Origin of the sequence: Pseudomonas frederiksbergensis, from assembly GCF_003732275.1 — a bacterium.
Classification (GTDB): domain Bacteria; phylum Pseudomonadota; class Gammaproteobacteria; order Pseudomonadales; family Pseudomonadaceae; genus Aquipseudomonas; species Aquipseudomonas frederiksbergensis_H.
Window position 1 is genome coordinate 854,979 of the sequence record NZ_MOBM01000039.1, and the last position, 26,686, is coordinate 881,664.

At 58.4% G+C, this 26,686-nt stretch carries 28 protein-coding genes and 1 pseudogene; 11 read left to right on the plus strand and 18 right to left on the minus strand.

Features of this window, described 5'->3' with window-relative positions:
• Positions 1-32 precede the first annotated feature (32 nt).
• Positions 33-1,934 carry a potassium transporter Kup gene (locus tag BK662_RS30145; protein ID WP_123360595.1) on the minus strand — a complete coding sequence of 634 codons (1,902 nt, stop codon included), beginning with the start codon at positions 1,932-1,934 and terminating at the stop codon, positions 33-35.
• Between the two features lie 291 nt (positions 1,935-2,225).
• Between BK662_RS30145 and rimO the strand changes: the two genes are divergently transcribed.
• From rimO to tsaA, 6 genes are all read left to right on the plus strand, one after another.
• Complete coding sequence (rimO, locus tag BK662_RS30155) at positions 2,226-3,563, plus strand: 30S ribosomal protein S12 methylthiotransferase RimO (RefSeq protein WP_123360597.1); 1,338 nt, start codon at positions 2,226-2,228, stop codon at positions 3,561-3,563.
• Positions 3,564-3,675: 112 nt separating this feature from the next.
• The gene (locus BK662_RS30160) at positions 3,676-4,149 is read left to right on the plus strand and encodes a GNAT family N-acetyltransferase (protein WP_123360598.1); all 474 of its coding nucleotides are present in this window, start codon (positions 3,676-3,678) and stop codon (positions 4,147-4,149) included.
• Positions 4,150-4,340: 191 nt separating this feature from the next.
• Positions 4,341-5,051 carry an rRNA pseudouridine synthase gene (locus BK662_RS30165; RefSeq protein WP_123360599.1) on the plus strand — a complete coding sequence of 237 codons (711 nt, stop codon included), beginning with the start codon at positions 4,341-4,343 and terminating at the stop codon, positions 5,049-5,051.
• Between the two features lie 75 nt (positions 5,052-5,126).
• A complete protein-coding gene (locus tag BK662_RS30170; RefSeq protein ID WP_008010137.1) occupies positions 5,127-5,597 on the plus strand; it encodes a YehS family protein in 471 nt (156 codons plus the stop codon).
• A gap of 222 nt (positions 5,598-5,819) precedes the next feature.
• The gene (locus tag BK662_RS30175; RefSeq protein ID WP_123360600.1) at positions 5,820-6,590 is read left to right on the plus strand and encodes an SDR family oxidoreductase; all 771 of its coding nucleotides are present in this window, start codon (positions 5,820-5,822) and stop codon (positions 6,588-6,590) included.
• A gap of 186 nt (positions 6,591-6,776) precedes the next feature.
• The gene (tsaA, locus tag BK662_RS30180) at positions 6,777-7,478 is read left to right on the plus strand and encodes a tRNA (N6-threonylcarbamoyladenosine(37)-N6)-methyltransferase TrmO (RefSeq protein WP_123360601.1); all 702 of its coding nucleotides are present in this window, start codon (positions 6,777-6,779) and stop codon (positions 7,476-7,478) included.
• A 182-nt stretch (positions 7,479-7,660) separates the two neighbouring features.
• Here the strand turns inward: tsaA and fpr are convergent, their stop codons facing one another.
• On the minus strand, positions 7,661-8,440 hold the full coding sequence (fpr, locus tag BK662_RS30185) for a ferredoxin-NADP reductase (protein ID WP_003443014.1): 780 nt from the start codon (positions 8,438-8,440) through the stop codon (positions 7,661-7,663).
• Between the two features lie 121 nt (positions 8,441-8,561).
• On the opposite strand from fpr, the gene BK662_RS30190 reads away from it, so the two are divergent.
• Positions 8,562-9,488: a LysR family transcriptional regulator gene (locus BK662_RS30190; protein WP_007907288.1), complete on the plus strand. Its 927-nt coding sequence runs from the start codon at positions 8,562-8,564 to the stop codon at positions 9,486-9,488.
• On the opposite strand, the gene BK662_RS30195 is transcribed toward BK662_RS30190, so the two are convergent.
• The 3 genes from BK662_RS30195 to BK662_RS30205 all read right to left on the minus strand — a co-directional run bounded on the left by BK662_RS30195 (position 9,485) and on the right by BK662_RS30205 (position 11,558).
• Positions 9,485-9,847, minus strand: coding sequence for a diacylglycerol kinase (locus BK662_RS30195; RefSeq protein ID WP_008153979.1), 363 nt, complete (start codon positions 9,845-9,847; stop codon positions 9,485-9,487). The genes BK662_RS30190 and BK662_RS30195 overlap by 4 nt on opposite strands.
• Positions 9,848-9,921: 74 nt before the next feature.
• The gene (gene erdR / locus BK662_RS30200) at positions 9,922-10,572 is read right to left on the minus strand and encodes a response regulator transcription factor ErdR (protein ID WP_052966391.1); all 651 of its coding nucleotides are present in this window, start codon (positions 10,570-10,572) and stop codon (positions 9,922-9,924) included.
• 242 nt (positions 10,573-10,814) lie between these two features.
• Positions 10,815-11,558, minus strand: a complete 744-nt coding sequence (locus BK662_RS30205) for a tRNA-uridine aminocarboxypropyltransferase (RefSeq protein WP_123360602.1) — start codon at positions 11,556-11,558, stop codon at positions 10,815-10,817.
• A gap of 189 nt (positions 11,559-11,747) precedes the next feature.
• Here BK662_RS30205 and BK662_RS30210 point away from each other — a divergent pair, with 189 nt between their 5' ends.
• Positions 11,748-12,173, plus strand: coding sequence for a PA3611 family quorum-sensing-regulated virulence factor (locus tag BK662_RS30210; RefSeq protein WP_123360603.1), 426 nt, complete (start codon positions 11,748-11,750; stop codon positions 12,171-12,173).
• Here the strand turns inward: BK662_RS30210 and BK662_RS30215 are convergent, their stop codons facing one another.
• A complete protein-coding gene (locus BK662_RS30215) occupies positions 12,174-12,368 on the minus strand; it encodes a hypothetical protein (RefSeq protein ID WP_007907277.1) in 195 nt (64 codons plus the stop codon).
• Positions 12,369-12,857: 489 nt separating this feature from the next.
• On the opposite strand from BK662_RS30215, the gene BK662_RS30225 reads away from it, so the two are divergent.
• On the plus strand, positions 12,858-13,976 hold the full coding sequence (locus BK662_RS30225; RefSeq protein WP_123360605.1) for an LOG family protein: 1,119 nt from the start codon (positions 12,858-12,860) through the stop codon (positions 13,974-13,976).
• Between the two features lie 43 nt (positions 13,977-14,019).
• Here BK662_RS30225 and recX read toward each other — a convergent pair whose 3' ends face one another.
• The 6 genes and pseudogenes from recX to BK662_RS30255 form a co-directional block, all read right to left on the minus strand.
• On the minus strand, positions 14,020-14,487 hold the full coding sequence (gene recX, locus BK662_RS30230; RefSeq protein WP_048393833.1) for a recombination regulator RecX: 468 nt from the start codon (positions 14,485-14,487) through the stop codon (positions 14,020-14,022).
• Between the two features lie 8 nt (positions 14,488-14,495).
• Positions 14,496-15,548 (minus strand): recombinase RecA, encoded by a 1,053-nt coding sequence (recA, locus tag BK662_RS30235; RefSeq protein ID WP_007907270.1) that lies wholly within the window; start codon positions 15,546-15,548, stop codon positions 14,496-14,498.
• Positions 15,549-15,631: 83 nt separating this feature from the next.
• Positions 15,632-16,132, minus strand: a complete 501-nt coding sequence (locus BK662_RS30240; RefSeq protein ID WP_123360606.1) for a CinA family protein — start codon at positions 16,130-16,132, stop codon at positions 15,632-15,634.
• Between the two features lie 80 nt (positions 16,133-16,212).
• A pseudogene (locus tag BK662_RS35615) lies at positions 16,213-16,305 on the minus strand (lysis protein); the annotation flags it as partial.
• A 58-nt stretch (positions 16,306-16,363) separates the two neighbouring features.
• On the minus strand, positions 16,364-16,729 hold the full coding sequence (locus BK662_RS30250) for a phage holin family protein (RefSeq protein ID WP_095054138.1): 366 nt from the start codon (positions 16,727-16,729) through the stop codon (positions 16,364-16,366).
• 314 nt (positions 16,730-17,043) lie between these two features.
• A complete protein-coding gene (locus tag BK662_RS30255; RefSeq protein ID WP_123360738.1) occupies positions 17,044-17,778 on the minus strand; it encodes a LexA family transcriptional regulator in 735 nt (244 codons plus the stop codon).
• A 200-nt stretch (positions 17,779-17,978) separates the two neighbouring features.
• Here BK662_RS30255 and mutS point away from each other — a divergent pair, with 200 nt between their 5' ends.
• Entirely contained in the window at positions 17,979-20,558 is a 2,580-nt protein-coding gene (gene mutS, locus BK662_RS30260) for a DNA mismatch repair protein MutS (protein WP_123360607.1), read from the plus strand.
• Between the two features lie 142 nt (positions 20,559-20,700).
• On the plus strand, positions 20,701-21,024 hold the full coding sequence (fdxA, locus tag BK662_RS30265; RefSeq protein ID WP_003222178.1) for a ferredoxin FdxA: 324 nt from the start codon (positions 20,701-20,703) through the stop codon (positions 21,022-21,024).
• 484 nt (positions 21,025-21,508) lie between these two features.
• Here fdxA and rpoS read toward each other — a convergent pair whose 3' ends face one another.
• The 6 genes from rpoS to ispF form a co-directional block, all read right to left on the minus strand.
• Positions 21,509-22,516 carry an RNA polymerase sigma factor RpoS gene (gene rpoS, locus BK662_RS30275; protein WP_008072688.1) on the minus strand — a complete coding sequence of 336 codons (1,008 nt, stop codon included), beginning with the start codon at positions 22,514-22,516 and terminating at the stop codon, positions 21,509-21,511.
• A gap of 106 nt (positions 22,517-22,622) precedes the next feature.
• Positions 22,623-23,480, minus strand: a complete 858-nt coding sequence (locus BK662_RS30280) for a peptidoglycan DD-metalloendopeptidase family protein (protein WP_123360609.1) — start codon at positions 23,478-23,480, stop codon at positions 22,623-22,625.
• A 211-nt stretch (positions 23,481-23,691) separates the two neighbouring features.
• Positions 23,692-24,327, minus strand: a complete 636-nt coding sequence (locus tag BK662_RS30285) for a protein-L-isoaspartate(D-aspartate) O-methyltransferase (protein WP_177318845.1) — start codon at positions 24,325-24,327, stop codon at positions 23,692-23,694.
• A gap of 41 nt (positions 24,328-24,368) precedes the next feature.
• Positions 24,369-25,118, minus strand: coding sequence for a 5'/3'-nucleotidase SurE (surE, locus tag BK662_RS30290; protein ID WP_095054141.1), 750 nt, complete (start codon positions 25,116-25,118; stop codon positions 24,369-24,371).
• Positions 25,106-26,164: a tRNA pseudouridine(13) synthase TruD gene (gene truD / locus BK662_RS30295; RefSeq protein WP_123360611.1), complete on the minus strand. Its 1,059-nt coding sequence runs from the start codon at positions 26,162-26,164 to the stop codon at positions 25,106-25,108. The genes surE and truD overlap by 13 nt, the downstream gene beginning before the upstream one ends.
• Positions 26,161-26,634 carry a 2-C-methyl-D-erythritol 2,4-cyclodiphosphate synthase gene (gene ispF / locus BK662_RS30300; RefSeq protein ID WP_034149878.1) on the minus strand — a complete coding sequence of 158 codons (474 nt, stop codon included), beginning with the start codon at positions 26,632-26,634 and terminating at the stop codon, positions 26,161-26,163. The genes truD and ispF overlap by 4 nt, the downstream gene beginning before the upstream one ends.
• Positions 26,635-26,686: the final 52 nt, after the last annotated feature.

Below are 26,686 nucleotides of genomic sequence, written 5' to 3' on the forward strand. Positions count from 1 at the left end.
CCTTCATGGCAACGGGGGCTTTTTGATGGGGCTTACATCTCGACTTGCGTACCCAGCTCAATCACCCGGTTCAGCGGCAAATTGAAGAACCGCAGGTTACCGTTGGCATTCTTCAACATGAAGGCAAACAACGCCTCGCGCCAGCGAGCCATGCCTTCGAGTTTGGAGGCGATGACCGTTTCGCGGCTGAGGAAGTAGGTCGTGCGCATCGGGCTGAAATTCAGGTCATCCAGATGGCACAGTTTCAAGGCCTCAGGCACGTCCGGCTCGTCGGTGAAGCCGAAGTGCAGGATCACCCGGAAGAAGCCTTCGCCGTAGGAATCGACATCGAAACGTCGTTGTGGCGGGACGCGCGGAATGTCTTCGTACACCACCGTCAGCAGCACCACTTGCTCGTGCAGCACCTGGTTATGCAGCAGGTTGTGCAACAGCGCGTGAGGCACGGCATCCGGGCGAGCGGTAAGGAACACAGCCGTGCCCTGGACCCGATGCGGCGGTTGCACGCGGATACTGCTGATGAAGATCGGCAGCGGTAATCCGCCTTCGTCGAGACGCTCCACCAGCAGTTGCTTGCCGCGTTTCCAGGTAGTCATCAGTACGAACAGCACGATACCGGCGATCACAGGGAAGGCACCGCCCTGAACAATTTTTGGCACGTTGGCAGCGAAGTACAAACCGTCTACCAGCAGGAAGCCAAGCAACACCGGGACCGCGAGAACCGGTGGCCATTTCCACAGCAGCAGCATCACCGCCGACACCAGAATCGTGGTCATCAGCATGGTCCCGGTCACTGCCACGCCATAGGCCGAGGCCAGGGCGCCGGAGGACTCGAAGCCCAGCACCAACAGAATGACGCCAACCATCAACGACCAGTTCACCGCGCCGATATAGATCTGGCCTTGCTCGGCACTGGACGTGTGCTGGATGTGCATGCGCGGAATGTAGCCGAGCTGGATCGCCTGACGGGTCAGGGAGAACGCACCGGAGATGACCGCCTGCGAGGCAATCACCGTGGCCATCGTCGACAACCCCACCAACGGAATCAACGCCCAGCTTGGCGCCAGAAGATAGAACGGGTTACGCGCGGCTTCCGGATCACCAAGCAGCAATGCGCCCTGCCCGAAGTAGTTCAGCACCAGGGCCGGCAGAACCAGAATGAACCAGGCCCGCGCGATCGGCTTGCGACCGAAGTGGCCCATGTCGGCGTACAACGCCTCGGCACCGGTCAATGCCAGCACCACGGCGCCAAGAATCGCAATCCCCATGCCCGTGTGGACCATGAAAAAGCGCACGCCCCACACTGGATTGATCGCTTGCAACACTTCTGGATGCTGACTGATGCCATAGACACCCAGTGCGCCCAGCACCAGAAACCAGGTGACCATGATCGGCCCGAACAGAATGCCGATCCGCGCCGTACCGTGGCGCTGAATCAGGAACAACGCCACCAGCACGACCAGCGACAGCGGCACCACCCAATGGTCGATGCCCTCGAATGCCAGTCCCAGGCCTTCAATCGCCGACAGCACGGAAATCGCCGGGGTGATCATGCTGTCGCCATAGAACAGCGCCGCGCCGATCAGCCCGCAGACCACCAGCAACGTGCGCAATTTTGGATGCCCCGCCGCTGCTCGCCGTGCCAGTGCGGTCAGGGCCATAATTCCGCCCTCACCCTGGTTGTCGGCACGCAGCACGAACAGCATGTATTTGATCGAGACGACCCAGATCAGCGACCAGAAGATCAGTGCCAGAATACCCAGCACGCCGTCATGGTTGACCGGCACGCCATAGCCACCGGAAAACACTTCTTTGAGGGTGTACAGCGGGCTCGTGCCGATATCGCCATAAACCACCCCGACTGCCGCGACCAGCATGCCGATCGGCTTCGCCGCCGAATGCTCGGCGCCCGCCGCCTGACTACTTGCCTGCCCCATCCAAAACTCCTACTACTCAGACCCGGACTTCTTATAAGAAGCACTATGCTTTGCCGTGGCAGCATGCGCTGTTTTACTTAAGGTTACAGACGTTTTGTTGACTGTAAAAATTCGGTAAAACGTAACGGCGCGAAGCATAGCGCAGCACTCGTCGTAATTCCCTGCATAAAGCTGGTCAAGTGCGCCTCTCACCGCTAGAATTGCGCACTTTTTGACCAGAGGCGCAACATAGCGCCCGTCTGTCGCCTTGCCGTCTTCGGCTGGAGGCGTCCCAAAACACCGAGGTTAGACATGTCCACCACTCCTGCGCCGGCCAATCCAAAGGTTGGCTTCGTTTCCCTGGGTTGCCCGAAAGCACTGGTCGACTCCGAGCGCATCCTTACCCAGCTGCGCATGGAAGGCTATGACGTTGTGTCCACTTATCAGGACGCCGACGTCGTGGTGGTCAACACCTGCGGCTTCATCGACTCGGCCAAGGCTGAGTCCCTGGAAGTGATCGGCGAAGCCATCAAGGAAAACGGCAAGGTCATCGTGACCGGCTGCATGGGCGTCGAAGAAGGCAACATCCGCAACGTGCATCCAAGTGTGCTGGCCGTGACCGGTCCGCAGCAGTACGAGCAAGTGGTCAACGCCGTGCATGACGCCGTGCCGCCGCGTCAGGATCACAACCCGCTGATCGACCTGGTGCCGCCGCAAGGGATCAAACTGACCCCGCGCCACTACGCCTACCTGAAGATTTCCGAAGGCTGCAACCACAGCTGCAGCTTCTGCATTATCCCGTCGATGCGCGGCAAGCTGGTCAGCCGCCCGGTCGGTGACGTGCTCGACGAGGCCCAGCGCCTGGTCAAGGCCGGCGTCAAAGAGCTGTTGGTGATTTCCCAGGACACCAGCGCCTACGGCGTCGACGTGAAATACCGCACCGGCTTCTGGAACGGCGCGCCGGTGAAAACCCGCATGACCGAACTCTGCGAAGCCCTGAGCACCCTCGGTGTCTGGGTGCGTCTGCACTACGTTTACCCGTACCCGCACGTCGATGAGCTGATCCCGCTGATGGCCGCCGGGAAAGTCCTGCCGTACCTGGACATCCCGTTCCAGCACGCCAGCCCGAAAGTCCTGAAAGCCATGAAACGCCCGGCCTTCGAAGACAAGACCCTGGCGCGGATCAAGAACTGGCGCGAGATCTGCCCGGACCTGATCATCCGTTCGACCTTCATCGTCGGCTTCCCTGGCGAAACCGAAGAAGACTTCCAGTACCTGCTGAACTGGCTGACCGAAGCGCAGCTGGATCGCGTTGGCTGCTTCCAGTACTCGCCGGTCGAAGGAGCACCAGCCAACCTGCTGGACGCAGCCATCGTGCCGGACGACGTCAAGCAAGACCGCTGGGACCGCTTCATGGCGCACCAACAGGCCATCAGCTCGGCGCGCCTGCAAATGCGCATCGGCCGTGAAATCGAAGTGCTGGTCGATGAAGTCGACGAGCAAGGCGCGGTCGGCCGTTGCTTCTTCGATGCCCCGGAAATCGACGGCAACGTGTTCATCGACAACGGCAGCAACTTGAAGCCGGGCGACAAGGTCTGGTGCAAAGTGACCGACGCCGACGAATACGACCTGTGGGCTGAACAGATCTAAACGCAAAAAATACAAAAAGCCCCGCTCTCTTGACGAGATGCGGGGCTTTTTTACGTCTATTGTTTTGTGAGAGAAAGAACTCGCGTCATCCACGCAAGAGAGGCCAGCGGGCATGCGTCAACACTCGGTCATTCACACACCGAAACAGAGCGACTACGAAGAACTTACCCAAGTGTGGGAAGCCTCGGTGCGCGCCACCCATGACTTTTTGCCCGACAGCTACATCGACCTGCTGAAAAATCTGGTGCTGACCCGCTACCTCGACGCGGTGATGCTGATCTGCACCAAAGACTCGCGCCAGCGCATCACCGGGTTCGCCGGCGTGGCGGCGGGCAAGATCGAAATGCTCTTCATCGACCCGGCACATCGGGGCAAGGGCCTGGGCAAGCAATTGCTGCGCTATGCCATGGAACACCTGAACGCCGATGAGCTGGACGTCAACGAGCAAAACCCGCAGGCGTTGGGGTTTTACTTCAAACAGGGCTTTGAGGTGATCGGTCGCTCGGAAGTCGATGGCATGGGGCAGCCGTATCCGTTGCTGCACATGCGTTTGCGCCAGTCTCAACAACTGACGCGTAATGGCTGACACAACATGAAACCCTTGTGGGAGCGAGCCTGCTCGCGAAAGCGGCCTATCAATCGACATTGATGTTGAAGCTGATGACGCTTTCGCGAGCAGGCTCGCTCCCACATTAAAAGCACATGCGGCAAATGGAGCCGGGATTAACCGGCGCCAGACAGGTACAATGCCCACCCCTTTTTTGTTACGGCCCTGTCATGACTGACCCGATTCGTCTCTCCAAACGCCTCATCGAACTCGTCGGCTGTTCCCGTCGGGAGGCTGAGCTGTTCATCGAGGGCGGCTGGGTCACCGTGGACGGCGAAGTCATCGACGAGCCGCAGTTCAAGGTCGACACCCAAAAAGTCGAGCTTGACCCAGAGGCCAAGGCCACTGCACCGGAGCCCGTGACCATTCTGTTCAACGTCCCTGCGGGCATGGACGCGGACACGGCCATGGCGGCCATCAGCGCCGAGACCCTGAGCGAAGAACACCGCTACGGCAAACGTCCGCTCAAGGGCCACTTCCTGCGCCTGACCGCCAGTACCGATCTGCAGGCCAATGCCAGCGGTCTGCTGGTGTTCACCCAAGACTGGAAGATCCTGCGCAAACTCACCGCAGACTCCGCCAAGATCGAGCAAGAGTATGTGGTCGAAGTTGAAGGCGACATGGTGGCTCACGGCCTCAACCGCCTGAATCACGGCCTGACCTACAAAGGCAAGGAACTGCCGCCGGTCAAAGCCAGCTGGCAGAACGAAAACCGCCTGCGTTTTGCGATGAAGAACCCACAACCGGGCGTGATCGCCCTGTTTTGCCAGGCCGTGGGCCTGAAGGTCGTCGCCATCCGCCGCATCCGCATCGGCGGCGTGTCCATCGGCAAAGTGCCGTTGGGGCAATGGCGCTACCTGTCCGGCAAAGAGAAGTTCTAAGACTTTTCACGCCGCCATACATTTCGGCGCCGCTGCTTATGCGGCGCCCACTGCTGAATATCAGGATTGCACACCATGATTCATAACGACGTACTGCGCAGCGTGCGCTACATGCTCGACATCAGCGACAAGAAAGTCATCGAGATCATCAAGCTCGGCGGCATGGACGTGTCCATGGAAGACCTGCTGACCTACCTCGACAAGAAAGAGGAAGACGAGGAAGGCTTCGTACGCTGCCCGGACGAGGTCATGGCGCATTTCCTCGATGGCCTGGTGATCTTCAAGCGCGGCAAGGACGAAAGCCGTCCACCGCAGCCGATCGAAGTGCCGGTGACCAACAACATCATCCTGAAGAAGCTGCGTGTGGCCTTCGAACTGAAGGAAGACGACATGCACGCCATCCTCAAGGCCGCCGAGTTCCCGGTGTCCAAGCCTGAACTGAGCGCGCTGTTCCGCAAGTTCGGCCACACCAACTACCGTACCTGCGGCGACCAGTTGCTGCGCAACTTCCTCAAGGGCCTGACCCTGCGCGTTCGCCCGCAGTAACGTGCGAGACGGATCTACTTTGTAGGAGCTGTCGAGAGCAACGAGGCTGCGATCTTTTGAATTTCACTGGGCCGAAAAAGGTCAAGATCAAAAGATCGCAGCCTCGTTGCACTCGACAGCTCCTACAGGGCTGTATAGACCCTCATTCCTCGCAAAAATAGTGGCTCCGCTTCTGGCGGCTGACGACTAGGGTGTATTGACCCTCAGCTCTCAGGACTCGCCATGCATCCCTACTTTTCCCTGCAAGGCCGCACCGCTCTGGTGACCGGCGGCACCCGTGGTATCGGCAAAATGATCGCCAAGGCTTATGTCGAGGCTGGCGCCACTGTGTACGTGTGTGCCCGCGATGCCGACGCCTGTCAGCAAACTGCCAACGAACTGAGTGCCTTAGGGGTTTGTCACGCGGTAGCTGCCAACCTGGCCCATGAAGAAGGCGCCCAGCAATTGGCTGCGCACCTGAGTGAACAGATCGGTCAGCTGGATATTCTGGTGAACAACGCCGGTACCACGTGGGGCGCGCCGCTGGAGAGTTACCCGGTCAAGGGCTGGGAAAAGGTTATGCAGCTCAACTTGACCTCGGTGTTCACCTGCATCCAGCAGTTTCTGCCGCTGCTGCGCAAGGCCGGGTCCGAAGCGAATCCGGCGCGAATCATCAACATTGGTTCGGTGGCCGGGATTTCGTCCTTTGGCGAACAGGCGTATGCCTACGGCCCGAGTAAAGCCGCCCTACATCAACTGTCGCGGATTCTGGCGCGGGAGCTGGTGAGCCAGCACATCAACGTCAACGTGATTGCACCGGGGCGGTTCCCGAGCAAGATGACTCAGCATATTGGCAATGATGAGCAGGCATTGGCGGAAGATACCGCGCTGATTCCGATGAAGCGCTGGGGGCGGGAGGAGGAAATGGCGGCGTTGGCGATCAGTTTGGCGAGTACGGCCGGGGCGTATATGACTGGGAATATTATTCCTTTGGATGGTGGGTTCAGTCTCTGAGATTGGTGGTGCGGCTATCGCGAGCAGGCTCGCTCCCACAGGGGCCTGCTGTGACCACAACATTTGTGCCCGCCGCAAATCAAATGTGGGAGCGAGCCTGCTCGCGATGGCCGAGAGACAGGCGCCACCGATCTTCCGGTCGATCGGGTTATCATGCCAGCCCACACCCCGCCTCGACCCCAAACCATGACCTACAGCGTTTCCCCCATCGGCTTCGTGCGCTCCTGTTTCAAGGAGAAGTTCGCCATTCCGCGCCAGCCGCAACTGGCCCCGGCCGCTCGAGGCGTGCTGGAGCTGGTGGCGCCGTTCGATCAGGGTGATGCGGTGCAGGGACTCGAGCAGGTCAGCCATGTCTGGCTGCTGTTCCTGTTCCATCAGGCCCTGGAAGAAAAGCCACGCCTGAAAGTCCGCCCTCCGCGTCTGGGTGGCAACAAATCCATGGGCGTGTTCGCCACTCGGGCGACGCACCGGCCCAATGGCATTGGTCAATCGGTGGTCAAACTGGACAAGGTCGAAGCCAATCGGCTGTGGATCTCCGGCATCGACCTACTCGACGGGACGCCGATTCTCGACATCAAACCCTACGTGCCCTACGCCGACATCATCGACACAGCGTCCAACAGCATCGCCAGCGCCCCGCCATTGCTGATTCCCGTGCAGTGGACAGACTCAGCGCTGCAACAGGCTCATGGCCACGCTCAGCGGCTTGATGAGCCCTTGATCGAGCTGATCGAGCAATGCCTGGCACAAGACCCACGCCCGGCGTACCAGACTCCTGCACCGGAAAGGGAATATGGCGCGCAGTTCTGGGATGTGGATGTGCGCTGGCATTACCCCACGCCTGACCTGATCCGCGTCCTCGAAGTCATTCCTGTGTACAACACGTAGGAAATTTCGTCCGGCATAAAAAAGCCCGCGCAGCCTTAAGGCTATGCGGGCTTTTTATGGTCAACACCAAACCAATGTGGGAGCGGGCTTGCTCGCGATGGCGGCGTAACATTCAACGATTGACTGACAGTCCGCTATCGCGAGCAGGCTCGCTCCCACAGGTAGAGCAGTGCTGCGGCTTCTTACTTCTCGACGAACGCACGCTCGATCAGGTAATCACCCGGCTCGCGCATCCGCGGCGAAACTTTCAGGCCGAAGCTGTTCAACACTTCGCTGGTCTCGTCGAGCATGCTCGGGCTGCCGCACAGCATGGCGCGGTCGTCCTGCGGGTTGATCGGTGGCAGACCGATGTCGCTGAACAGCTTGCCGCTGCGCATCAGGTCGGTCAGACGGCCTTCGTTCTCGAATGGCTCGCGGGTCACGGTCGGGTAGTAGATCAACTTGTCACGCAGGGCCTCGCCGAAGAACTCGTTCTGCGGCAAGTGCTCGGTGATGAACTCGCGGTAAGCGACTTCATTGACGTAACGCACGCCGTGGCACAGGATCACTTTTTCGAAACGCTCGTAGGTTTCCGGGTCCTGGATGACGCTCATGAATGGCGCCAGACCGGTACCGGTGCTGAGCAGGTACAAATGTTTGCCAGGCTTCAAGTCGTCCAGTACCAGCGTGCCGGTAGGCTTCTTGCTGATGATGATCTCGTCGCCTTCCTTCAGATGCTGCAACTGGGAAGTCAGCGGGCCATCAGGCACCTTGATGCTGAAGAACTCGAGATGCTCTTCCCAGTTCGGGCTGGCAATCGAGTAAGCGCGCATAAGCGGGCGGCCGTTGGGCTGTTGCAGGCCGATCATCACGAACTGACCGTTCTCGAAGCGCAGGCCCGGATCGCGGGTGCACTTGAAGCTGAACAGAGTGTCGTTCCAGTGGTGAACACTGAGGACACGCTCGTGGTTCATGTTGCTCATGTACGTGGGACTCCTGGAGATTTGCCTGCGCCGATGATGTGCGCAATTGCAGCGCATTCTAATGGCAGCGACAATATCTGTTAACTGGATTATTAAGATAAGGGTTATCGGTTATATCGATATGCGATTTACTCTCCGTCAACTTCAAGTATTCGTCGCCGTCGCCCAGCAGGAAAGCGTATCCCGTGCTGCCTTGACGCTCAACCTCTCGCAATCGGCGGCGAGCACCTCGATCACCGAGCTAGAGCGTCAGTGCAGCTGTCAGCTGTTCGATCGCGCCGGCAAACGGCTGAGCCTCAACGCCCTCGGCAAACAGCTGTTGCCGCAGGCGGTGGCCCTGCTCGATCAGGCCAAGGAGATCGAAGACTTGCTCAACGGCAAGTCCGGTTTCGGCTCTTTGGCGGTCGGCGCGACCCTGACCATCGGCAATTACCTCGCCACCCTGCTGATCGGCAGCTTCATGCAGCGCCATCCGGAAAGCCAGGTGAAGCTGCATGTGCAGAACACCGCCAACATCGTGCAACAGGTCGCGCACTATGAAATTGATCTGGGTCTAATCGAAGGCGATTGCAGTCATCCGGACATCGAAGTGCAGAGTTGGGTCGAGGATGAGCTGGTGGTGTTCTGTGCGCCTCAGCATCCGCTGGCCAAACGCGGCATAGCAACCATGGAGGAGTTGAGTCATGAGGCGTGGATTCTCCGCGAACAAGGTTCGGGCACCCGGCTGACGTTCGACCAGGCCATGCGACACCATCGCAGCGCGTTGAACATTCGCCTGGAGCTGGAACACACCGAAGCGATCAAGCGCGCGGTGGAATCAGGTTTGGGGATTGGTTGCATTTCGCGCCTGGCGCTGCGCGACGCGTTCCGCCGCGGCAGCCTGGTGCCGGTGGAAACGCCGGATCTGGACCTGGCGCGGCAGTTCTATTTCATCTGGCACAAACAGAAATATCAGACATCAGCCATGCGCGAGTTCCTTGAACTGTGCCGCGCGTTCACCGCCGGGGTTCAGCGCAGCGACGAGATCGTCCTGCCCACCATCGCTTAAAGCAGGATCACCGCCCACACCAGCGCAATCATGCTCAGCGCCACCAATTGAGCGGCGCTGCCCATGTCCTTGGCGTTCTTGGACAGCGGGTGCAACTCAAGGGAAATGCGGTCGATGGCCGCTTCCACCGCCGAATTGAGCAACTCGACGATCAAGGCCAACAGGCAGACCGCAATCAGCAGCGCCTGCTCGACGCGGCTGACGTTCAGGAAGAACGACAGCGGAATCAGGATGACGTTAAGCAACACCAGTTGCCGGAAGGCCGCTTCACCGGTGAAGGCCGCGCGCAGGCCGTCCAGGGAGTAGCCGGAGGCGTTGAGGATGCGTTTGAGGCCGGTCTGGCCTTTGAAAGGTGACATAAAGTGGGCAACTGACAAAAAAGGAGTGGGAAAGCTAGATCAAGCAAAGTCAAAAAAGCGTGAACATGTAGCACTTAGTGGCTCGAAATTGACTCCAGTTGTTGCAAGAGCAGCGCTGCCTGAGTCCGGGTCCGCACATTCAGCTTACGGAAAATTGCCGTGACGTGGGCCTTGATCGTCGCTTCGGAAACGCTCAACTCGTAAGCAATCTGTTTGTTCAGCAAACCTTCACAGACCATGGTCAACACCCTGAACTGCTGAGGTGTCAGGCTGGCAAGGCCTTCGCTGGCAGCCTTGGCTTCGGCGGAAACGCTGACCGCTTCAAAGGCCTGGGGTGGCCAGAAAACGTCGCCATCGAGCACCGCGCGTACGGCCTTCTGAATGACGCTCAAATCACTGGACTTGGGAATGAAACCGCTAGCGCCGAATTCACGGGATTTCACCATGATCGACGCTTCTTCCTGAGCCGACACCATCACCACCGGAATCTGCGGGTACTGCCCACGCAACAGCACCAACCCGGAAAAACCGTAAGCCCCCGGCATGTTCAGGTCCAGCAATACCAGATCCCAGTCGGCCTTTTCGTCCAGGCGGGTTTCCAGCTCGGCGATGCTCGCCACTTCCACCAGACGGACATCCGGGCCCAGGCCCAGGGTCAACGCTTGATGCAGGGCGCTACGAAAAAGAGGGTGATCATCGGCAATCAGGATTTCGTATGTGGCCATTTTTCAAATGATCCTGTTTTTTTATGGGACGCCTGATGCATTTCAGGCCTCGCCAAAACAACTCGAGGTGCAGCCACGCAGCAGCACCAACAGGGCACGTTCAACGCCAATTACGTAAAAAAAAGCAGCGTTTCAAACCTTGGCCGCGCCCTAATCGGCGCCAAGCATGCCCAGCGAAGCCGGGGTGGTCAAGTTGCATGGCCCTGCCAGCAAGCCTGGTTCTTTTGCAGTATGGGCGACTCTCAGCAAACGACGGGAGCCGCGTGCTGCACAAAGGGCATCAGCTCGGCATGGGCCGGTGTTGCAACATTCATATCCAGCTGATGTTTAGCGTCCAGGTAATGCTGACTGAACACATCAAAATAAGCGTCCAGCGCCGAGGCAGCGTCTGTATCACCGGCAAGATCAAGGCACAGCGCCGCCACTTCAGCCGTGCACAGGTGCTCGCTGCGAGTGGACCTGCGCAATCGGTACCGTGAAAGCTTCTCAGGAAGCAGGCTCAGAATCGGGAACGCATCAAAATAGGGGCTTTTACGGAAAATCTTCCGGGCTTCGGTCCAGGTGGCATCCAGCAGAATAAACAGTGGGCGCTTGGTGCTATCGACCTCGACGCTGTGGGTCACTCGCTCGGGCTCGACGTATTCGCCCGGAAACACCAGATAGGGCTGCCATTGCGGGTCGGCCAACAGCGCCAGCAGTTGTTCATCGACTTCCGTGCGCGACCAGATGAATGCATGGTTGTCGCGCACCACATCGGCAATCAGCCAACCGGTGTTGCTTGGTTTAAACACTTCTTTATTGGTCATGATCAGGCACACGCCGCTACGGGTGTCGACTTGCGGGCGCCAGGCGCATAGGCAGTGGCTCTCGATCACACGGCAGGCACGGCAACGGGGTGCTCGCCAGCCACGGGCCTGAATCGGCTTGATGCCCTCTTCCTCTCGCTGATCACGCAATCGGGCTACGGCGTTGGGAGCTTGGTTCATCGTGGGCAACACCGGCAGACAGGAAAACTCGACACAAACGGCACTCGGCAAGGCAATAAAGGCCAGCAGTTTACCAGAGCGGCCGGCGCAAGCCTGTACCGACCAGGCCACCTCCCCTATAATTCGCCGCCACTGAACGCACAGTCACGTGACGGGTCGAACCACCAGTCACTGAACCAGGAGAGTTTCATGCTGCGCCTTATCGTTCCCACCGCTGCCATTCTGCTGGCGTCGTCCTTCAATGCTCAGGCTGCGTCCTTGAGTGAGCAGAATCTCAACAGAGAGCTGCGAAACGTCGCCGTACAAAGCAGTGTCGGCACGCCACGGGCGATCAACGAAGACCTTCTGGATCAGGGTTATACCGTCGAAGGCAAACAGCTGATCAACCATCTGAGCGTTCAAAGCAGCCACGCCGACAAGATGCGCGCCGATCCGAAAGCCGTGTACTTCCAGCTTGGCGCCTCCGTCTGCAGAAACGAGGGGTTCCGCAAGCTGATGGCCAAGGGTGCGATCATGCGTTACGACTTTACCGAAGTGAAAACCAATCGCCCGGTCGGCTCCGCAAGCTTCCAGGAATCGGATTGCCCGAAAGCCACACCGGCCAAGAAAAAGTAATCAACGGGAATTGGCGCGTCGCTGTTCATCCTCGGCGCGCAGTTCTGCCAACAGCGCCTGTAAGTAGCGCGAACGTCGCTCTCCGCCCTCCAGACGTCGGCAGCACTCCTCTTCAAGACTCAAATGATTGGTCTCGGCTGATAATTTCAGCAATCGATACAGTTGCGCATCGATCTCCAGAGTGACTCTGGGCATGGTTTCCCGCCTCCTTGCACGCATTGATCGTCGTTGATCACGCGAAAAATCCCTGAATTGCTAAAACGTTGCGTCCTGCCATTGACGCAAAGTTGTCGTGTCACGCCTGTAACTTAGTAAATCAGAGCGCAGGACATACGGCTTGTGTTCAGACGAGCGGTGAAAGCACCTTGCAAATCGTCAATAAGCGGTTGCCAGGAAAGACTTTGCGGCGCAATGATCAAGCAGCAAAAATCGTTGCGAGGGTCTAAATTCAAAGTGTTCACGTTGATTTTTTTCAGGACAGAAAAGGGGCTGCCCATTGCGTGTCTTATTGTGCAAACGTTTCTTTCATTCAAGGGATAAGCAGAGCCCGTATGGATGGCTCGATTGCAAACGAGTCAGGTGGAGCGCCCAGGCAAGGGCCTGGGCAGACAGCGACACAAGGGGTGTCGCGGCGCCGACGATTGTTTTGTCGGGCCAAGGGTTCTGCGCAGAAGGAGAAGTTGAATGCCTTACCAACCGAATGACCTCCTGAGCCGTCATTTTCAAGAAAGCGGCCACGACCTCACCAGCAAGGTCGAAGAACAACTCAACCTGGTTTCACCCAACAGTCCCAACATCCCGATTTACCGCGACATGATCCTGACTGTGCTGCGCATGGCCCAGGAAGATCACAACCGCTGGAATGCCAAGATCACCCTGCAAGCCTTGCGCGAACTCGAGCATGCCTTCCGTGTGATGGAGCAGTTCAAGGGACGACGCAAAGTCACTGTTTTCGGCTCGGCCCGCACGCCGATAGAACACCCACTGTATGGTTTGGCCCGAGAACTTGGCGCCGCTCTGGCGCGCTCGGACATGATGGTCATCACCGGTGCCGGTGGCGGCATCATGGCAGCGGCCCATGAAGGTGCCGGCCTGGAACACAGCTTGGGATTCAACATCACCCTGCCCTTCGAGCAGCATGCCAATCCCACGGTCAATGGCACCGGGAATCTACTGCCCTTCCACTTTTTCTTTACCCGCAAGCTGTTCTTCGTCAAAGAAGCCGATGCGCTGGTCCTGTGCCCAGGCGGTTTCGGTACGCTGGATGAAGCGCTGGAAGTGCTGACCCTGATCCAGACCGGCAAAAGCCCATTGGTGCCCGTGGTGCTACTGGATGCGCCGGGCGGCAAGTTCTGGCAAGGCGCGCTGGACTTCATTCACCATCAACTGGAGGAAAATCGCTACATCCTGCCAACCGACATGAAGCTGTTGAGTCTGGTCTACAGTGCCGAAGAGGCAGTGGAGCAGATCAATCAGTTCTACAGTAACTTCCACTCCAGCCGCTGGCTCAAACATCAGTTCGTGATTCGCATGAACCACAAACTCAGCGACCGGGCGCTTGAACACATGCAGGAGGCATTCGCCGACCTGTGCCTGAGCGATCATTTCCATCAGCACGCCTACAGCGGTGAGGAGCACGACGAACCGCAATTCAGTCATCTGGCGCGACTTTCCTTCACCTTCAACGCCCGTGATCATGGTCGCCTGCGGGAGTTGGTGGATTACATCAACCTGCCGGAAAACTGGGCCCAATCCAAACCCCAGGCGCAACAACGCACACGGGAACCGTCCAAGGTAACGTGAGGCAAAAAAAACGGCCCGCTATCGAAATAGCGAGCCGTTTCAGTCAATCGTCCATCCCTCGGCCGCTGAACAAGCGGCTGATCATTTCCATGGAATACCCCCGATAACTCAGGAACCTGCCCTGTTTGGCACGTTCCCGGGCATCTATCGGTAGGTGCCCAGCAAATTTGCGCCGCCAGGTGTCTTCCAGTTGTTCCTGCCAGTTGATACCGCTCTCGCGTAATGCCAGTTCGATGTCGGTACGTTGCAGGCCGCGCTGGCTCAACTCTTCACGAATTCGCAAAGGGCCATAACCGGAACGGGCACGGTAGGAAACAAAGCTTTCGAGGTAACGGGACTCGGACAGCAGGCCCTCTTCCGTTAAGCGGTCGAGTGCTGTGTCGATCATTTCAGGGAGGGCGCCGCGCTGACGCAGTTTACGCGTCAGCTCGACTCGACCGTGCTCGCGTCGCGCGAGCAGGTCCATTGCGGTTCGCCGCACCGCGACGAGTGTATCGAGTACGGCGGTCATCGGATCAATCAGATATCAGCGTCAGCCAGGTCATCAGCCGTCTCTTTGACTGGCGATGCTTTGACGTCCGGCGCTGGAGTCAACAGCTTGTCGCGCAGTTGCTTCTCAAGTTTCGCGGCGATTTCCGGGTTGTCCGCCAGGAACTTGGCCGAGTTGGCCTTGCCCTGACCGATCTTGGTGCCTTCGTAGGCATACCATGCACCGGATTTCTCGACGAAACCGTGCAGAACACCCAGGTCGATCATCTCACCGTTGAGATAGATGCCCTTACCGTAAAGAATCTGGAACTCGGCCTGACGGAACGGCGAAGCCACCTTGTTCTTCACGACTTTGACGCGGGTTTCGCTACCGACGACTTCATCACCTTCTTTCACCGCGCCAGTACGGCGGATGTCCAGACGAACCGATGCGTAGAACTTCAGCGCGTTACCACCAGTAGTGGTTTCCGGGCTGCCGAACATCACGCCGATTTTCATACGGATCTGGTTGATGAAGATCACCAGGCAGTTGGCGTTCTTGATGTTACCGGTGATTTTACGCAGCGCCTGGGACATCAGACGGGCTTGCAGGCCCACGTGCATGTCGCCCATCTCACCTTCGATTTCAGCCTTTGGCACCAGAGCCGCCACGGAGTCGACGATGATCACGTCAACCGCGTTGGAACGCACCAGCATGTCGGTGATTTCCAGGGCCTGCTCGCCGGTGTCCGGCTGGGAAACCAGCAGATCGTCGACGTTGACGCCCAGTTTGCCGGCGTACTCAGGGTCGAGGGCGTGTTCGGCGTCGACGAATGCGCAGGTCGCGCCGGCTTTTTGAGCCTGGGCGATTACCGACAGCGTCAGGGTGGTTTTACCGGAGGATTCAGGACCGTAGATCTCAACGATACGGCCTTTTGGCAGACCGCCAATGCCGAGCGCGATGTCCAGACCCAGAGAGCCTGTGGAAATAGCCGGGATCGCCTGACGGTCCTGATCGCCCATACGCATTACGGCACCCTTGCCGAATTGACGTTCGATCTGACCCAGGGCCGCAGCCAAGGCTTTCTTCTTGTTGTCGTCCATTAAAGTCCTCACGTAATCAATAAGGCCTGACGGCCAACACCTGTATAAGTAGCCAGTATTATTCCACAGCGTTTCAGGATCGCCTACCCCTGATTTGAGATTTCTCCAGCGGCATGCCGCAGCAGCCCCTCTAGCGCGGCCTTCACCGTTTGTCGGCGGACCTCGTCACGGTTGCCGGGAAAGTACTGCACCTCGCTGAACACCTGCTCACCGACGCCCCAGGCCAGCCACACCGTGCCCACGGGCTTGTTCGGCGAACCGCCGTCCGGCCCTGCCACACCGCTGACCGCCACGGCAAAACGCGCCCGGCTTTTTTCCTGCGCGCCGCGAACCATGGCCTCGACTACCTCGCGACTGACCGCCCCGACCGTTGGAAACAACTCGGCCGGGACGTCCAATTGCTGGGTTTTCTGGCGGTTGGAGTACGTGACATAACCGGCCTCGAACCACGCCGAACTCCCCGGAATGCGGGTGATCGCCTCGGCAATCCCGCCACCGGTACAGGATTCGGCGGTGGTGACGTGGGCATTGAGAACCTGCAAGCGCCTGCCAAGTTCAGCGGCCAGCTGAGTGATATCTTTCACGGCTCTCTCCTGATCGAGCGGAATGAGGCCTACCGTACACGAGCCGATCACGCTTGCAAGGTTCAGGATCGATCAAAATGTTAGCGAGCGAGGGCTCTGACATAGGCCTGACACGCCTGAAGGGCAATCAGTCCGCTATCGCCTGCGGCGGTGATGAGGATAATTCGCTGAGCATCGGTTTTTTTTCGATGATGGCAGGCATTAATGGCCACCCTAATAACAACGCGAAGATCAGCGACGCCGCTTCACCGTTGATCGGGACGAGGAATCGCGCGGTGGCACTTCGCAAACGCCAATCCGCTTGGCGGCCCAGCGCTCATAAAGTCCGATGGCCACGTCCGCCCCGGCCATCGCCGTCAGGCAGCCGAAGGCACCTGCGGCCCAGATCGACACGCCGGCGGCGTATAGCAGCATGATTGCCGAGATCCCGCAGATCATGCAGGCCCCGGAACGCAGTGCCAGGCGCCGCAACAGCGACCAGCCCCGAGCACCCTCCTTGTCGGCGCGCCACATTTCGCCGGATACCCCGCCCACCAGGGCGAGACCGATACCCAGCCAGATCGGCATGTCCAGCAACGCTTGCTGCTCGTTTGCCATGTCGCGCCTCCCGGAGGTGAGTGAAGTGTGTTGGGTTCAAACGGTGTCTCTTGCAGTAGGCATTCCAAAAAACTTTGTCACCCAGGCTTTTCAGTAAAGTGGTCCTGCGCCTTTCCTGACCGACAGCCCTTTGTTGAACGGCTTGGGACAAAGAATATGCATGGATGCATATCCAGTCAATGCATTAATGCATTTATTTTCAGTCAATGAAATGCACAAACGCATTGGATACCCGGTAGACAAAAGGGTTTGGTCGGTTTTCGCCAGGCGAAAAAAACCCGCTGGGGAGCGGGTTTTATCTGACCGCGGTGCGGTTAACGGGCGTACATGCCCCACCAGAAGACGTGACCGAGGATGACAATCTGCTCTTCCTGGATTTCCTGGAAGCTGTAGTCCTCATCCGGATGCTCATCGCGATTGAAGCTACGCAGGCGAATCCCTGTCGGCAGGCGATAAAGCTGTTTCACCCGCAACTGGCCATTGTGGTTGATGGCGTACAGGTCGCCGTCGACGATGTCGCCAATCCCGCATTTGCCGGCATTCACGCCAACGGTGGCGCCATCGCGCAGCACCGGCAACATACTGTTGCCGCGCACGGTTACGCATTTGGCCTGGTCGAACTGCACACCGTTGTGGCGCAAGCTACGCTTGCCGAAGCGCAGGCTAGAGCGTTCGCTCTCTTCGATGACGAATCTTCCTGATCCCGCAGCCAATTCAACCTCGCGAAGAAAGGGAACCGACACCTCGTCGTCATCGACTGGCGTATCGTCGTCCCACAGGCTTATGTCCTTGAGTTCCGAATGCGACTCATCGCGCCCAGCGCTGGCGGCATGCGCGACAGCTGCGCGCCCCCGCAACTGATCGGTGCTCACGGCGAAGTATTCGGCAATCTTCGAAATATGCTTATCCGAAGGATCGACGATCTTCCCGCTGAGGATCCGCGAGAGAGTGGATTGAGGCACGCCGGTGCGACGATGAAGCTCCGTGGGGGAGATCCCGTGCTGATCGAGCAGTGCTCTTAAGACGGTAGAAACGTTGCGTTTTTGCATAACGCGCATAGTGCTTGATCTTTTTTCGGAAGACAAATGCTGATTTGCATAAATCGTGCATAGCCAGCAGAAATGTGCCTTGGAGCTTTCATGCCTGCGTAGGTCGGACCGCCCATGTTAACCTTGCGTCCATCGCGGAAAAGCCGGGCCAATGCCCCTCCTTTGCCCTACACCTTTCAACGAGTTTTCCTGAATTTCCGATGAATAAAGCCCTCTCCGATCTGTCCTCCCACACTCCGATGATGCAGCAGTACTGGCGCCTGAAGAACCAGCACCCTGACCAGCTGATGTTCTACCGCATGGGCGACTTCTACGAGATCTTCTATGAAGACGCGAAGAAGGCCGCCAAGTTGCTGGACATCACCCTGACGGCTCGTGGGCAATCGGCGGGCCAGGCGATTCCGATGTGTGGGATTCCTTACCACGCCGCGGAAGGTTACCTGGCGAAACTGGTTAAGCTCGGCGAGTCGGTGGTGATTTGTGAGCAGGTCGGCGACCCGGCCACCAGCAAAGGCCCGGTGGATCGTCAGGTGGTGCGGATCATCACCCCCGGTACGGTCAGCGATGAAGCGCTGCTGGATGAGCGTCGGGATAACCTGATCGCGGCGGTGCTGGGGGACGAGCGTCTGTTCGGTCTGGCGGTGCTGGACATCACCAGCGGCAACTTCACTGTGCTGGAGATCAAAGGCTGGGAAAACCTGCTGGCGGAACTGGAGCGGGTCAATCCGGTAGAGCTGATGATCCCGGACGACTGGCCGAAAGACCTGCCGGCGGAAAAGCGCCGTGGGGTTCGTCGCCGTGCGCCGTGGGATTTCGAGCGTGACTCGGCGCTGAAAAGTCTTTGCCAGCAGTTTTCCACCCAGGACCTGAAAGGTTTTGGCTGCGAGAACCTGACCCTGGCGATCGGCGCTGCTGGCTGCCTGCTCAGCTATGCCAAGGAAACCCAGCGCACTGCCCTGCCGCACTTGCGCAGCCTGCGCCATGAACGCCTGGACGACACCGTGGTGCTGGACGGCGCGAGCCGTCGCAACCTGGAACTGGACACCAACCTGGCCGGCGGTCGCGACAACACCTTGCAATCGGTGGTCGACCGTTGCCAGACCGCCATGGGCAGCCGCTTGCTGACTCGCTGGCTGAACCGTCCGCTGCGGGATTTGACCGTATTGCTGGCGCGTCAGAGCTCGATCACTTGCCTGCTCGACGGCTACCGCTTCGAGAAACTGCAACCGCAGCTCAAGGAAATCGGTGACATCGAGCGGATTCTGGCGCGAATCGGCCTGCGCAATGCCCGTCCTCGTGACTTGGCGCGTCTGCGCGATGCCCTCGGTGCATTGCCAGAGTTGCAGGTAGCGATGGCCGAGCTTGAGGCTCCGCACATCATTCAACTGGCCACCACCACCAGCACCTATCCGGAACTGGCGGCGCTGCTGGAAAAAGCCATTATCGACAACCCGCCCGCCGTCATCCGTGACGGCGGCGTGTTGAAAACCGGTTACGACAGCGAACTCGACGAACTGCAATCGCTCAGCGAAAACGCCGGGCAGTTCCTGATCGATCTCGAAGCGCGTGAGAAGGCCCGCACCGGCCTGTCGCACTTGAAGGTCGGCTACAACCGGATTCACGGATACTTCATCGAGTTGCCGAGCAAGCAGGCCGAATCGGCGCCCGCAGACTATATTCGCCGGCAGACCCTCAAAGGTGCCGAGCGCTTCATCACGCCGGAACTGAAGGCGTTTGAAGACAAGGCGTTGTCCGCCAAGAGCCGCGCCCTGGCTCGCGAGAAGATGCTCTACGAAGCGCTGCTCGAAGACCTGATCGCCCAGTTGCCGCCCTTGCAAGACACGGCCGCCGCACTGGCCGAGCTGGACGTGCTGAGCAACCTCGCCGAGCGTGCATTGAATCTGGACCTGAACTGCCCGCGTTTCGTCAGTGAGCCGTGCATGCGCATCACCCAGGGTCGTCACCCGGTGGTCGAGCAAGTACTCACCACGCCGTTCGTGGCCAACGACCTGAGCCTTGACGACAACACCCGCATGCTGGTGATCACCGGTCCGAACATGGGCGGTAAATCCACCTACATGCGTCAGACCGCGTTGATCGTGCTGCTGGCGCACATCGGCAGTTTCGTGCCGGCGGCCAGTTGCGAATTGTCCTTGGTAGACCGAATCTTCACCCGGATCGGTTCCAGCGATGACCTGGCGGGAGGGCGCTCGACCTTCATGGTCGAAATGAGCGAAACCGCAAACATCCTGCATAACGCCACCGAGCGCAGTCTGGTGCTGATGGACGAAGTCGGTCGCGGCACCAGCACCTTTGACGGTCTGTCCCTGGCCTGGGCCGCGGCTGAGCGTCTGGCACACCTGCGGGCCTACACTCTGTTCGCTACCCACTATTTCGAGCTGACAGTGCTGCCGGAAGCCCAGCCGCTGGTGGCCAACGTTCACCTCAATGCCACTGAACACAACGAACGCATCGTGTTCCTGCACCACGTGTTGCCTGGGCCTGCCAGCCAGAGCTATGGCCTGGCGGTTGCGCAGTTGGCCGGTGTGCCTGGCGAAGTGATCGTGCGTGCTCGCGAACATCTGAGTCGACTGGAATCCACAGCGCTGCCTCATGAAGTTCCAAAGCCAGCGAAAGGCAAACCGGCCGCGCCGCAGCAGAGCGACATGTTCGCCAGCCTGCCGCATCCGGTACTGGATGAGCTGGCCAAACTTGATCTGGACGACATGACGCCGCGTCGTGCGCTCGAAATGCTCTATACATTAAAGACACGGATCTAACGCACTTGCCTGCAAGCTGTTAGAATCTCGCGCGGTTTGGGATGCTGCAGGCTAATAGCCTGGCCTGCAGACTATCGCTCCCGAACCTGGCGACCCCGTCCTGAAGGGGCTCCGCTGCCGCCGCCTGAGGAGAGAATTAGAAATGACCTTCGTCGTCACCGACAACTGCATCAAGTGCAAGTACACCGACTGCGTAGAAGTCTGTCCGGTGGACTGCTTTTACGAAGGCCCGAACTTCCTGGTGATTCACCCGGATGAGTGCATCGACTGCGCACTGTGCGAACCCGAATGCCCTGCCGTGGCCATCTTCTCCGAAGATGAAGTTCCGGAAGATATGCAGGAGTTCATTCAGCTGAACGTTGAGCTGGCGGAAATCTGGCCCAACATTACCGAGAAGAAAGAATCGTTGCCCGATGCCGAAGAGTGGGATGGCGTCAAAGGCAAGATCAAAGATCTCGAACGCTGATTACCCCGTGTTCTCGAAAAGGCCCCTTGTGGGCCTTTTTGCTTTTCTGCAGGCAAAAAAAAGGGGCGGTATGAACCGCCCACATTTTTTCCCTATTCCTTGTGTTCCTTTTCATCGTCCTGATGAACCGCTTCCTGCGATGTCCGTTCCCCTCTTCCTTGAAGGGCGTGTCTATCCGTCGACACAGTTCAGATACTAGAGAATTCCCCACCAAGAGCAATCGCCCTTCATGGCTGAAATCATCTGTAATATGCCGTCAATCTAATAAAATAACGATACAAATCAAATAGTTATTCTAGAACTACACTTTGAATAGACGACTTCCCGAGTGTAAAAATAACGAACACTTACGAAAGAGTAAGCAAAGACTTACAACACGAGACTACAAACCTGAGGTGGTGCAAAAAACATCGCACCTCTCATATTCCGGGCAACAAAAAGCCCCAAACCAGTCGGGGCTTTTTGTACCGGCTGAACGAGTTGCTTATTGGAACAGCGACTCGCTCGACAGGCCGTTTTTCTCGAGAATCTCCCGAAGACGCTTGAGGCCTTCAACCTGGATTTGCCTGACCCGCTCCCGGGTCAAACCGATTTCCAGGCCTACGTCTTCAAGTGTGCTGCTCTCGTGACCTCGCAAGCCGAAGCGGCGAATGACCACCTCGCGTTGCTTGTCGGTCAGCTCCGAGAGCCATTGATCGATGCTCTGTGACAGGTCGTCGTCCTGCAACAGTTCGCATGGATCGGTCGGGCGGTCGTCGGTAAGGGTGTCCAGCAGGGTTTTATCCGAATCAGGACCCAGCGAGACGTCGACCGAAGAAACCCGCTCGTTCAGGCCGAGCATGCGCTTGACCTCGCCTACCGGTTTCTCCAGCAGGTTGGCGATTTCTTCGGGTGAGGGTTCATGATCGAGCTTTTGAGTCAGCTCCCGTGCAGCTCGCAAGTACACGTTGAGCTCTTTGACCACATGGATCGGTAACCGGATGGTCCGGGTCTGATTCATGATCGCGCGCTCGATGGTCTGACGAATCCACCAGGTGGCGTAGGTCGAAAAGCGGAATCCACGTTCGGGATCGAACTTTTCTACTGCCCGGATCAGGCCGAGGTTGCCCTCTTCGATCAGGTCCAGCAACGACAGCCCACGATTGACGTAACGCCGGGCGATTTTCACCACCAGCCGCAGGTTGCTTTCAATCATGCGCTTGCGTCCGGCCGGATCGCCACTTTGCGACAAGCGCGCAAAATGAACTTCTTCTTCCGGGGAAAGCAATGGGGAAAAGCCGATTTCGTTGAGGTACAGCTGCGTGGCATCGAGTGCCCGTGTGTAGTCGATGTACTTGTGTTGCTTAAGCGAAGCGGAGTGTTTGGATTTGGCACGAACGGAAGGTGGTGCATCCCCTTCATCATTCGACATCGAATCCGTGGCGATGCCGGTCTCCATCAGGAGAACCTCATCGTCGATGTCAAACTCCGGCACTTCTTTACTGAGAGCCATTGTTATAGTCCTTTGGTGAGTTCGACCTCAAGCTCAAGCGGCGCCTTTATCCCTGGCAACGCTGGAGCCTGTTCCCTCTACGTGACGGAACAGGCTGGCTAACAAATCAACGACGTGGCAGGAATTGCAGCGGATCTACAGGTTTACCTTGTCGGCGAATCTCAAAATGCAGTTTCACCCGGTCTGTACCCGTTGACCCCATTTCGGCAATTGTCTGTCCGACTTTGACCTGCTGCCCCTCCCGAACCAACAGCCTGCGGTTATGTCCGTAGGCACTGACGTAGGTATCGCTGTGTTTGATGATGACTAATTCGCCGTAGCCCCTTAAGCCACTCCCGGCGTATACCACCGTCCCATCAGACGCAGCTAAAACAGGCTGTCCCAAATCTCCGGCGATATCAATTCCTTTATTCAAACTACCGTTTGAAGAGAATTTTCCAATCAGAATGCCACTAGAAGGCCACCCCCAGCCCGTCGGGGCCGGACCGGCAGGAGGTAGTGGCGCGAGTGCCGGCTTGTTGGCGACGGACGGTGCAAGCACTGTTGTACTGGTCGTCGTGCCATTTGCCTGGCGCCGAATTACGGTGGTTTTACTCGACGACGAAGGTGAGGAACTGGACGAACTCACTACCGCCGTCGCCGTTGAACCGCTACGACCGTCGAAGCGAATTGTCTGACCTGGATGAATCGTGTAAGGCGTAGGAATGTTGTTCCGCGCCGCGAGGGCTTTGTAGTCCCAACCGTAGCGAAAAGCGATGGAGAACAAAGTGTCCTTGGGGCGGACAACGTACTGGCCGGTGGTCACGGCCGGGCGCTGGGCGACCGCGTTGTTACGATCGACGACGTTCGCACTACCTGATTTGGTGCTGGAACATCCGACCAGCAAGGTACTCAAGACAAGGCCAGTCACCAGACGCTGAAAACTCGTTGTACCCATTCGCTGCGCAATGACTGTGAGACTCACCCGCCGCTCCCTTTGTGGTGGCTGAAAATATGGATTGCCGTGCTCCGGCACGAAATGTCGCAAGTATAACGGGCCGAACAGGCTTTACCTTTAATGAAGCGGATTCGCTTCGCGCACACGTTTGCTGTCTGACGATGAATTCCGTTTAACCAATCGATGCCGCTGTAAGACCTGGGCAATCGAAGAGAATTCAGCGTGCTTAAACAAATGCTCAGGCCAACGGCCCGTTGAGCAATGGCACAAAGCGCACCGCCCCCAGAACACGCCTGGAAAAGCCCTGTTCTTCACGGATGATCAACATCAATTGTTGAACTTCACCGGAGCCGACCGGGATCACCAGTCGCCCGCCCGGTGCCAACTGATCGAGCAGTGCCTGAGGCACGTCGGTGGCCACGGCGGTGACGATGATGCCGTTGTATGGCGCCAGTGCTGGCCAGCCTTCCCAGCCATCGCCCCAGCGAAATACCACGTTGCGCAGGTTCAGCTCCACCAGGCGCTCCTTGGCCCGGTCTTGCAGCACCTTGATACGTTCCACGGAAAAAACCCGCTCAACCAATTGCGACAACACGGCCGTCTGGTAACCCGAACCGGTGCCGATTTCCATCACCTTGTCCAACGGACCGGCTTCCAGCAGCAGCTCGCTCATGCGCGCCACCATATAAGGCTGGGAGATGGTCTGGTTATGCCCGATCGGCAGCGCCGTATCTTCATAGGCGCGATGGGCCAGCGCCTCATCGACGAACAGATGACGCGGTGTACGGCGGATGACTTCCAGTACCTTGGCGTTGGATATTCCCTCTTCATAGAGACGCTGAATCAGACGCTCACGGGTCCGTTGAGAGGTCATCCCGATACCGCGATGCAGAATATGGTCTTGTTCACGAGCCATTAACGCAGACCCTCCAGCCAGCCATCGAGACTTCTGAAGGCATCATTAAAGGTGCGATCCAGTTGCAGTGGCGTGATTGAAACATAGCCTTGCATCACCGCATGGAAATCGGTACCCGGGCCGCCATCTTCAGCGTCCCCCGCCGCAGCGATCCAGTAACCGGATTTACCGCGCGGGTCGACCACTTTCATCGGTGCCGCGGCGCGGGCGCGATGGCCGAGGCGGGTCAGCTGGATACCGCGGATGTGCTCCAGCGGCAAGTTGGGAATGTTCACGTTCAGTACCGTGCGCGGTGGCAGATCAAGGTCCGCGTGAGCCTCTACCAGTTTGCGCGCAAAATAAGCGGCTGTGGGAAGGTTCTCTACTTGCCGTGAGACGAACGAAAAAGCAAACGAAGGACGTCCAAGGAAACGACCCTCGAGAGCCGCCGCCACGGTGCCGGAATACAGCACGTCATCTCCCAGGTTGGCCCCCAGGTTGATACCGGAAACCACCATGTCCGGCTCGAACTCCAGCAAGCCGTTAAGGCCCAGATGCACGCAGTCGGTGGGTGTGCCGTTGAGGCTGATAAAGCCGTTGGCCAGGGTTTGCGGGTGCAACGGACGGTCGAGCGTCAGCGAGCTGCTGGCGCCGCTTTTGTCCTGGTCCGGGGCGATAACCACGCATTCGGTGTAATCCGCCAGCGCAGCATAAAGCGCGGCAAGACCGGGTGCGGTTACCCCATCGTCGTTAGAAATCAGAATACGCATGGGCTGTCCGTCTGCCCCACCGGCACCAGATCGACGAGTTCACGCACCAATACGGTGGCGAAGCATCCGGCCGGCAGGACGAATTCCAGTTGCAGAATGTCAGGCTCGGGATAATGCCACGTCAACCCACCAATGGGCAGCCGCAGGATGCGACGTTCGTGGCTCATTCCAGCGTTAATCAACCAATCGCGCAGATCCGCTTCGCGCGCGGCGATTGCCTGTTCCAGTTCATGGACTGCGCCCGCCGTCGGCGAGTCACCTTCGCCCCACTGCGGGCCGGTCGGGTGCAGGTCAAGAATTGCCAAGCGCGGGTCGCTGCATTCGGCAACACCTGCCGGAAAAAAGCTGCGGCTGTCGGTGAACGCCAGCAGATCGCCCACTTGAGCGTGCTGCCAGGTGCCATCGGCGACACGCGCCGCCAACACTTGATTGAACAGAAAACTGCGCGCGGTGGAGAGCAGCCGCGAACGCACATTACGTTGTTCCGGCAGGGCCTTGCGCGCCGCCCAGGCACGGGCATCGACCACGTTGCCGCCATCAAAGCCGAAACGCTGGGATCCGAAATAATTGGGAACACCTTGCTTGGCGATCAGTTGCAGACGCTCTTCGATCGCCGCTTTGTCACCGGTGAACTGGGTCAAGCGCAAGGTGAAACCGTTGGCCGAGTGGGCACCGCGTTGCAGTTTGCGTTTATGCCGACCGGTCTTGAGGATTTTCAGCGTGTCGTTTTCCGCCGCCGACAGATCAGGATCGGCCTTGCCCGGCAGTTGCACGCTGAACCACTGGCGAGTCAGTGCCTGACGGTCCTTGAGGCCGGCATAGCTGACGGTGCGCAACGGCACACCCGCCGCCTTGGCGATGCGCCGTGCCGCTTCTTCGGTATTCAGACCGCGCTTTTCCACCCAGATCCACAGGTGTTCGCCGTCGCCGCTCAGGGGAATATCAAGGACTTCGTCGACCTGAAAATCTTCCGCTGTGGCTTTCAGTACCGCAGTACCGAGAGCGTCACCATAGGCCCGAGGGCCGAGCAATTGCAGTTCGTTCATGCGCGCAGCAACAGGGCAACGGAGTGTACGGCAATGCCTTCTTCGCGACCGACAAAGCCAAGCTTTTCGGTGGTGGTAGCTTTCACGTTCACTTGATCCAACTCAACTTGAAGATCCGCGGCAATCAGCGCGCGCATCGATTCGATATGCGGGGCCATTTTCGGGGCCTGGGCAACGATGGTGTTATCGACGTTGCCGACTTTCCAGCCTTTGGCGTGGATCAGTGCGACGACATGACGCAACAGCGCACGGCTGTCGGCGCCCTTGAATTGCGGGTCGGTGTCTGGAAAGTGTTTGCCGATATCACCCAGCGCGGCAGCGCCGAGCAAAGCGTCGCTCAAGGCATGCAGCAGGACATCACCGTCGGAATGGGCGAGCAGCCCGAAGCTGTGTGCAATCCGCACGCCGCCCAGAGTGATGAAATCGCCTTCAGCGAAACGATGCACATCGTAGCCGTGGCCAATACGCATAAAAAAACGCCCCGATTTTTGTCAGGGCGTGATTCTACCTGCTTTGTCGGAC

Excerpts from the sequence above, each read along its gene's own strand:
- tsaA (WP_123360601.1), top strand. The coding sequence starts at position 6,777 with ATGACCTACAGCGTTTCCCCCATCGGCTTCGTGCGCTCCTGTTTCAAG.
- BK662_RS30255 (WP_123360738.1), bottom strand. The coding sequence starts at position 17,778 with ATGCAAAAACGCAACGTTTCTACCGTCTTAAGAGCACTGCTCGATCAG.
- BK662_RS30215 (WP_007907277.1), bottom strand. The coding sequence starts at position 12,368 with ATGCCCAGAGTCACTCTGGAGATCGATGCGCAACTGTATCGATTGCTG.
- BK662_RS30175 (WP_123360600.1), top strand. The coding sequence starts at position 5,820 with ATGCATCCCTACTTTTCCCTGCAAGGCCGCACCGCTCTGGTGACCGGC.
- fpr (WP_003443014.1), bottom strand. The coding sequence starts at position 8,440 with ATGAGCAACATGAACCACGAGCGTGTCCTCAGTGTTCACCACTGGAAC.
- mutS (WP_123360607.1), top strand. The coding sequence starts at position 17,979 with ATGAATAAAGCCCTCTCCGATCTGTCCTCCCACACTCCGATGATGCAG.
- erdR (WP_052966391.1), bottom strand. The coding sequence starts at position 10,572 with ATGGCCACATACGAAATCCTGATTGCCGATGATCACCCTCTTTTTCGT.
- BK662_RS30210 (WP_123360603.1), top strand. The coding sequence starts at position 11,748 with ATGCTGCGCCTTATCGTTCCCACCGCTGCCATTCTGCTGGCGTCGTCC.
- truD (WP_123360611.1), bottom strand. The coding sequence starts at position 26,164 with ATGAACGAACTGCAATTGCTCGGCCCTCGGGCCTATGGTGACGCTCTC.
- fdxA (WP_003222178.1), top strand. The coding sequence starts at position 20,701 with ATGACCTTCGTCGTCACCGACAACTGCATCAAGTGCAAGTACACCGAC.
- BK662_RS30285 (WP_177318845.1), bottom strand. The coding sequence starts at position 24,327 with ATGACCTCTCAACGGACCCGTGAGCGTCTGATTCAGCGTCTCTATGAA.
- BK662_RS30225 (WP_123360605.1), top strand. The coding sequence starts at position 12,858 with ATGCCTTACCAACCGAATGACCTCCTGAGCCGTCATTTTCAAGAAAGC.
- ispF (WP_034149878.1), bottom strand. The coding sequence starts at position 26,634 with ATGCGTATTGGCCACGGCTACGATGTGCATCGTTTCGCTGAAGGCGAT.
- recA (WP_007907270.1), bottom strand. The coding sequence starts at position 15,548 with ATGGACGACAACAAGAAGAAAGCCTTGGCTGCGGCCCTGGGTCAGATC.
- BK662_RS30250 (WP_095054138.1), bottom strand. The coding sequence starts at position 16,729 with ATGGCAAACGAGCAGCAAGCGTTGCTGGACATGCCGATCTGGCTGGGT.
- BK662_RS30160 (WP_123360598.1), top strand. The coding sequence starts at position 3,676 with ATGCGTCAACACTCGGTCATTCACACACCGAAACAGAGCGACTACGAA.
- BK662_RS30145 (WP_123360595.1), bottom strand. The coding sequence starts at position 1,934 with ATGGGGCAGGCAAGTAGTCAGGCGGCGGGCGCCGAGCATTCGGCGGCG.
- surE (WP_095054141.1), bottom strand. The coding sequence starts at position 25,118 with ATGCGTATTCTGATTTCTAACGACGATGGGGTAACCGCACCCGGTCTT.
- BK662_RS30170 (WP_008010137.1), top strand. The coding sequence starts at position 5,127 with ATGATTCATAACGACGTACTGCGCAGCGTGCGCTACATGCTCGACATC.
- recX (WP_048393833.1), bottom strand. The coding sequence starts at position 14,487 with ATGACCGCCGTACTCGATACACTCGTCGCGGTGCGGCGAACCGCAATG.
- rpoS (WP_008072688.1), bottom strand. The coding sequence starts at position 22,516 with ATGGCTCTCAGTAAAGAAGTGCCGGAGTTTGACATCGACGATGAGGTT.
- BK662_RS30190 (WP_007907288.1), top strand. The coding sequence starts at position 8,562 with ATGCGATTTACTCTCCGTCAACTTCAAGTATTCGTCGCCGTCGCCCAG.
- BK662_RS30165 (WP_123360599.1), top strand. The coding sequence starts at position 4,341 with ATGACTGACCCGATTCGTCTCTCCAAACGCCTCATCGAACTCGTCGGC.
- BK662_RS30205 (WP_123360602.1), bottom strand. The coding sequence starts at position 11,558 with ATGAACCAAGCTCCCAACGCCGTAGCCCGATTGCGTGATCAGCGAGAG.
- rimO (WP_123360597.1), top strand. The coding sequence starts at position 2,226 with ATGTCCACCACTCCTGCGCCGGCCAATCCAAAGGTTGGCTTCGTTTCC.
- BK662_RS30195 (WP_008153979.1), bottom strand. The coding sequence starts at position 9,847 with ATGTCACCTTTCAAAGGCCAGACCGGCCTCAAACGCATCCTCAACGCC.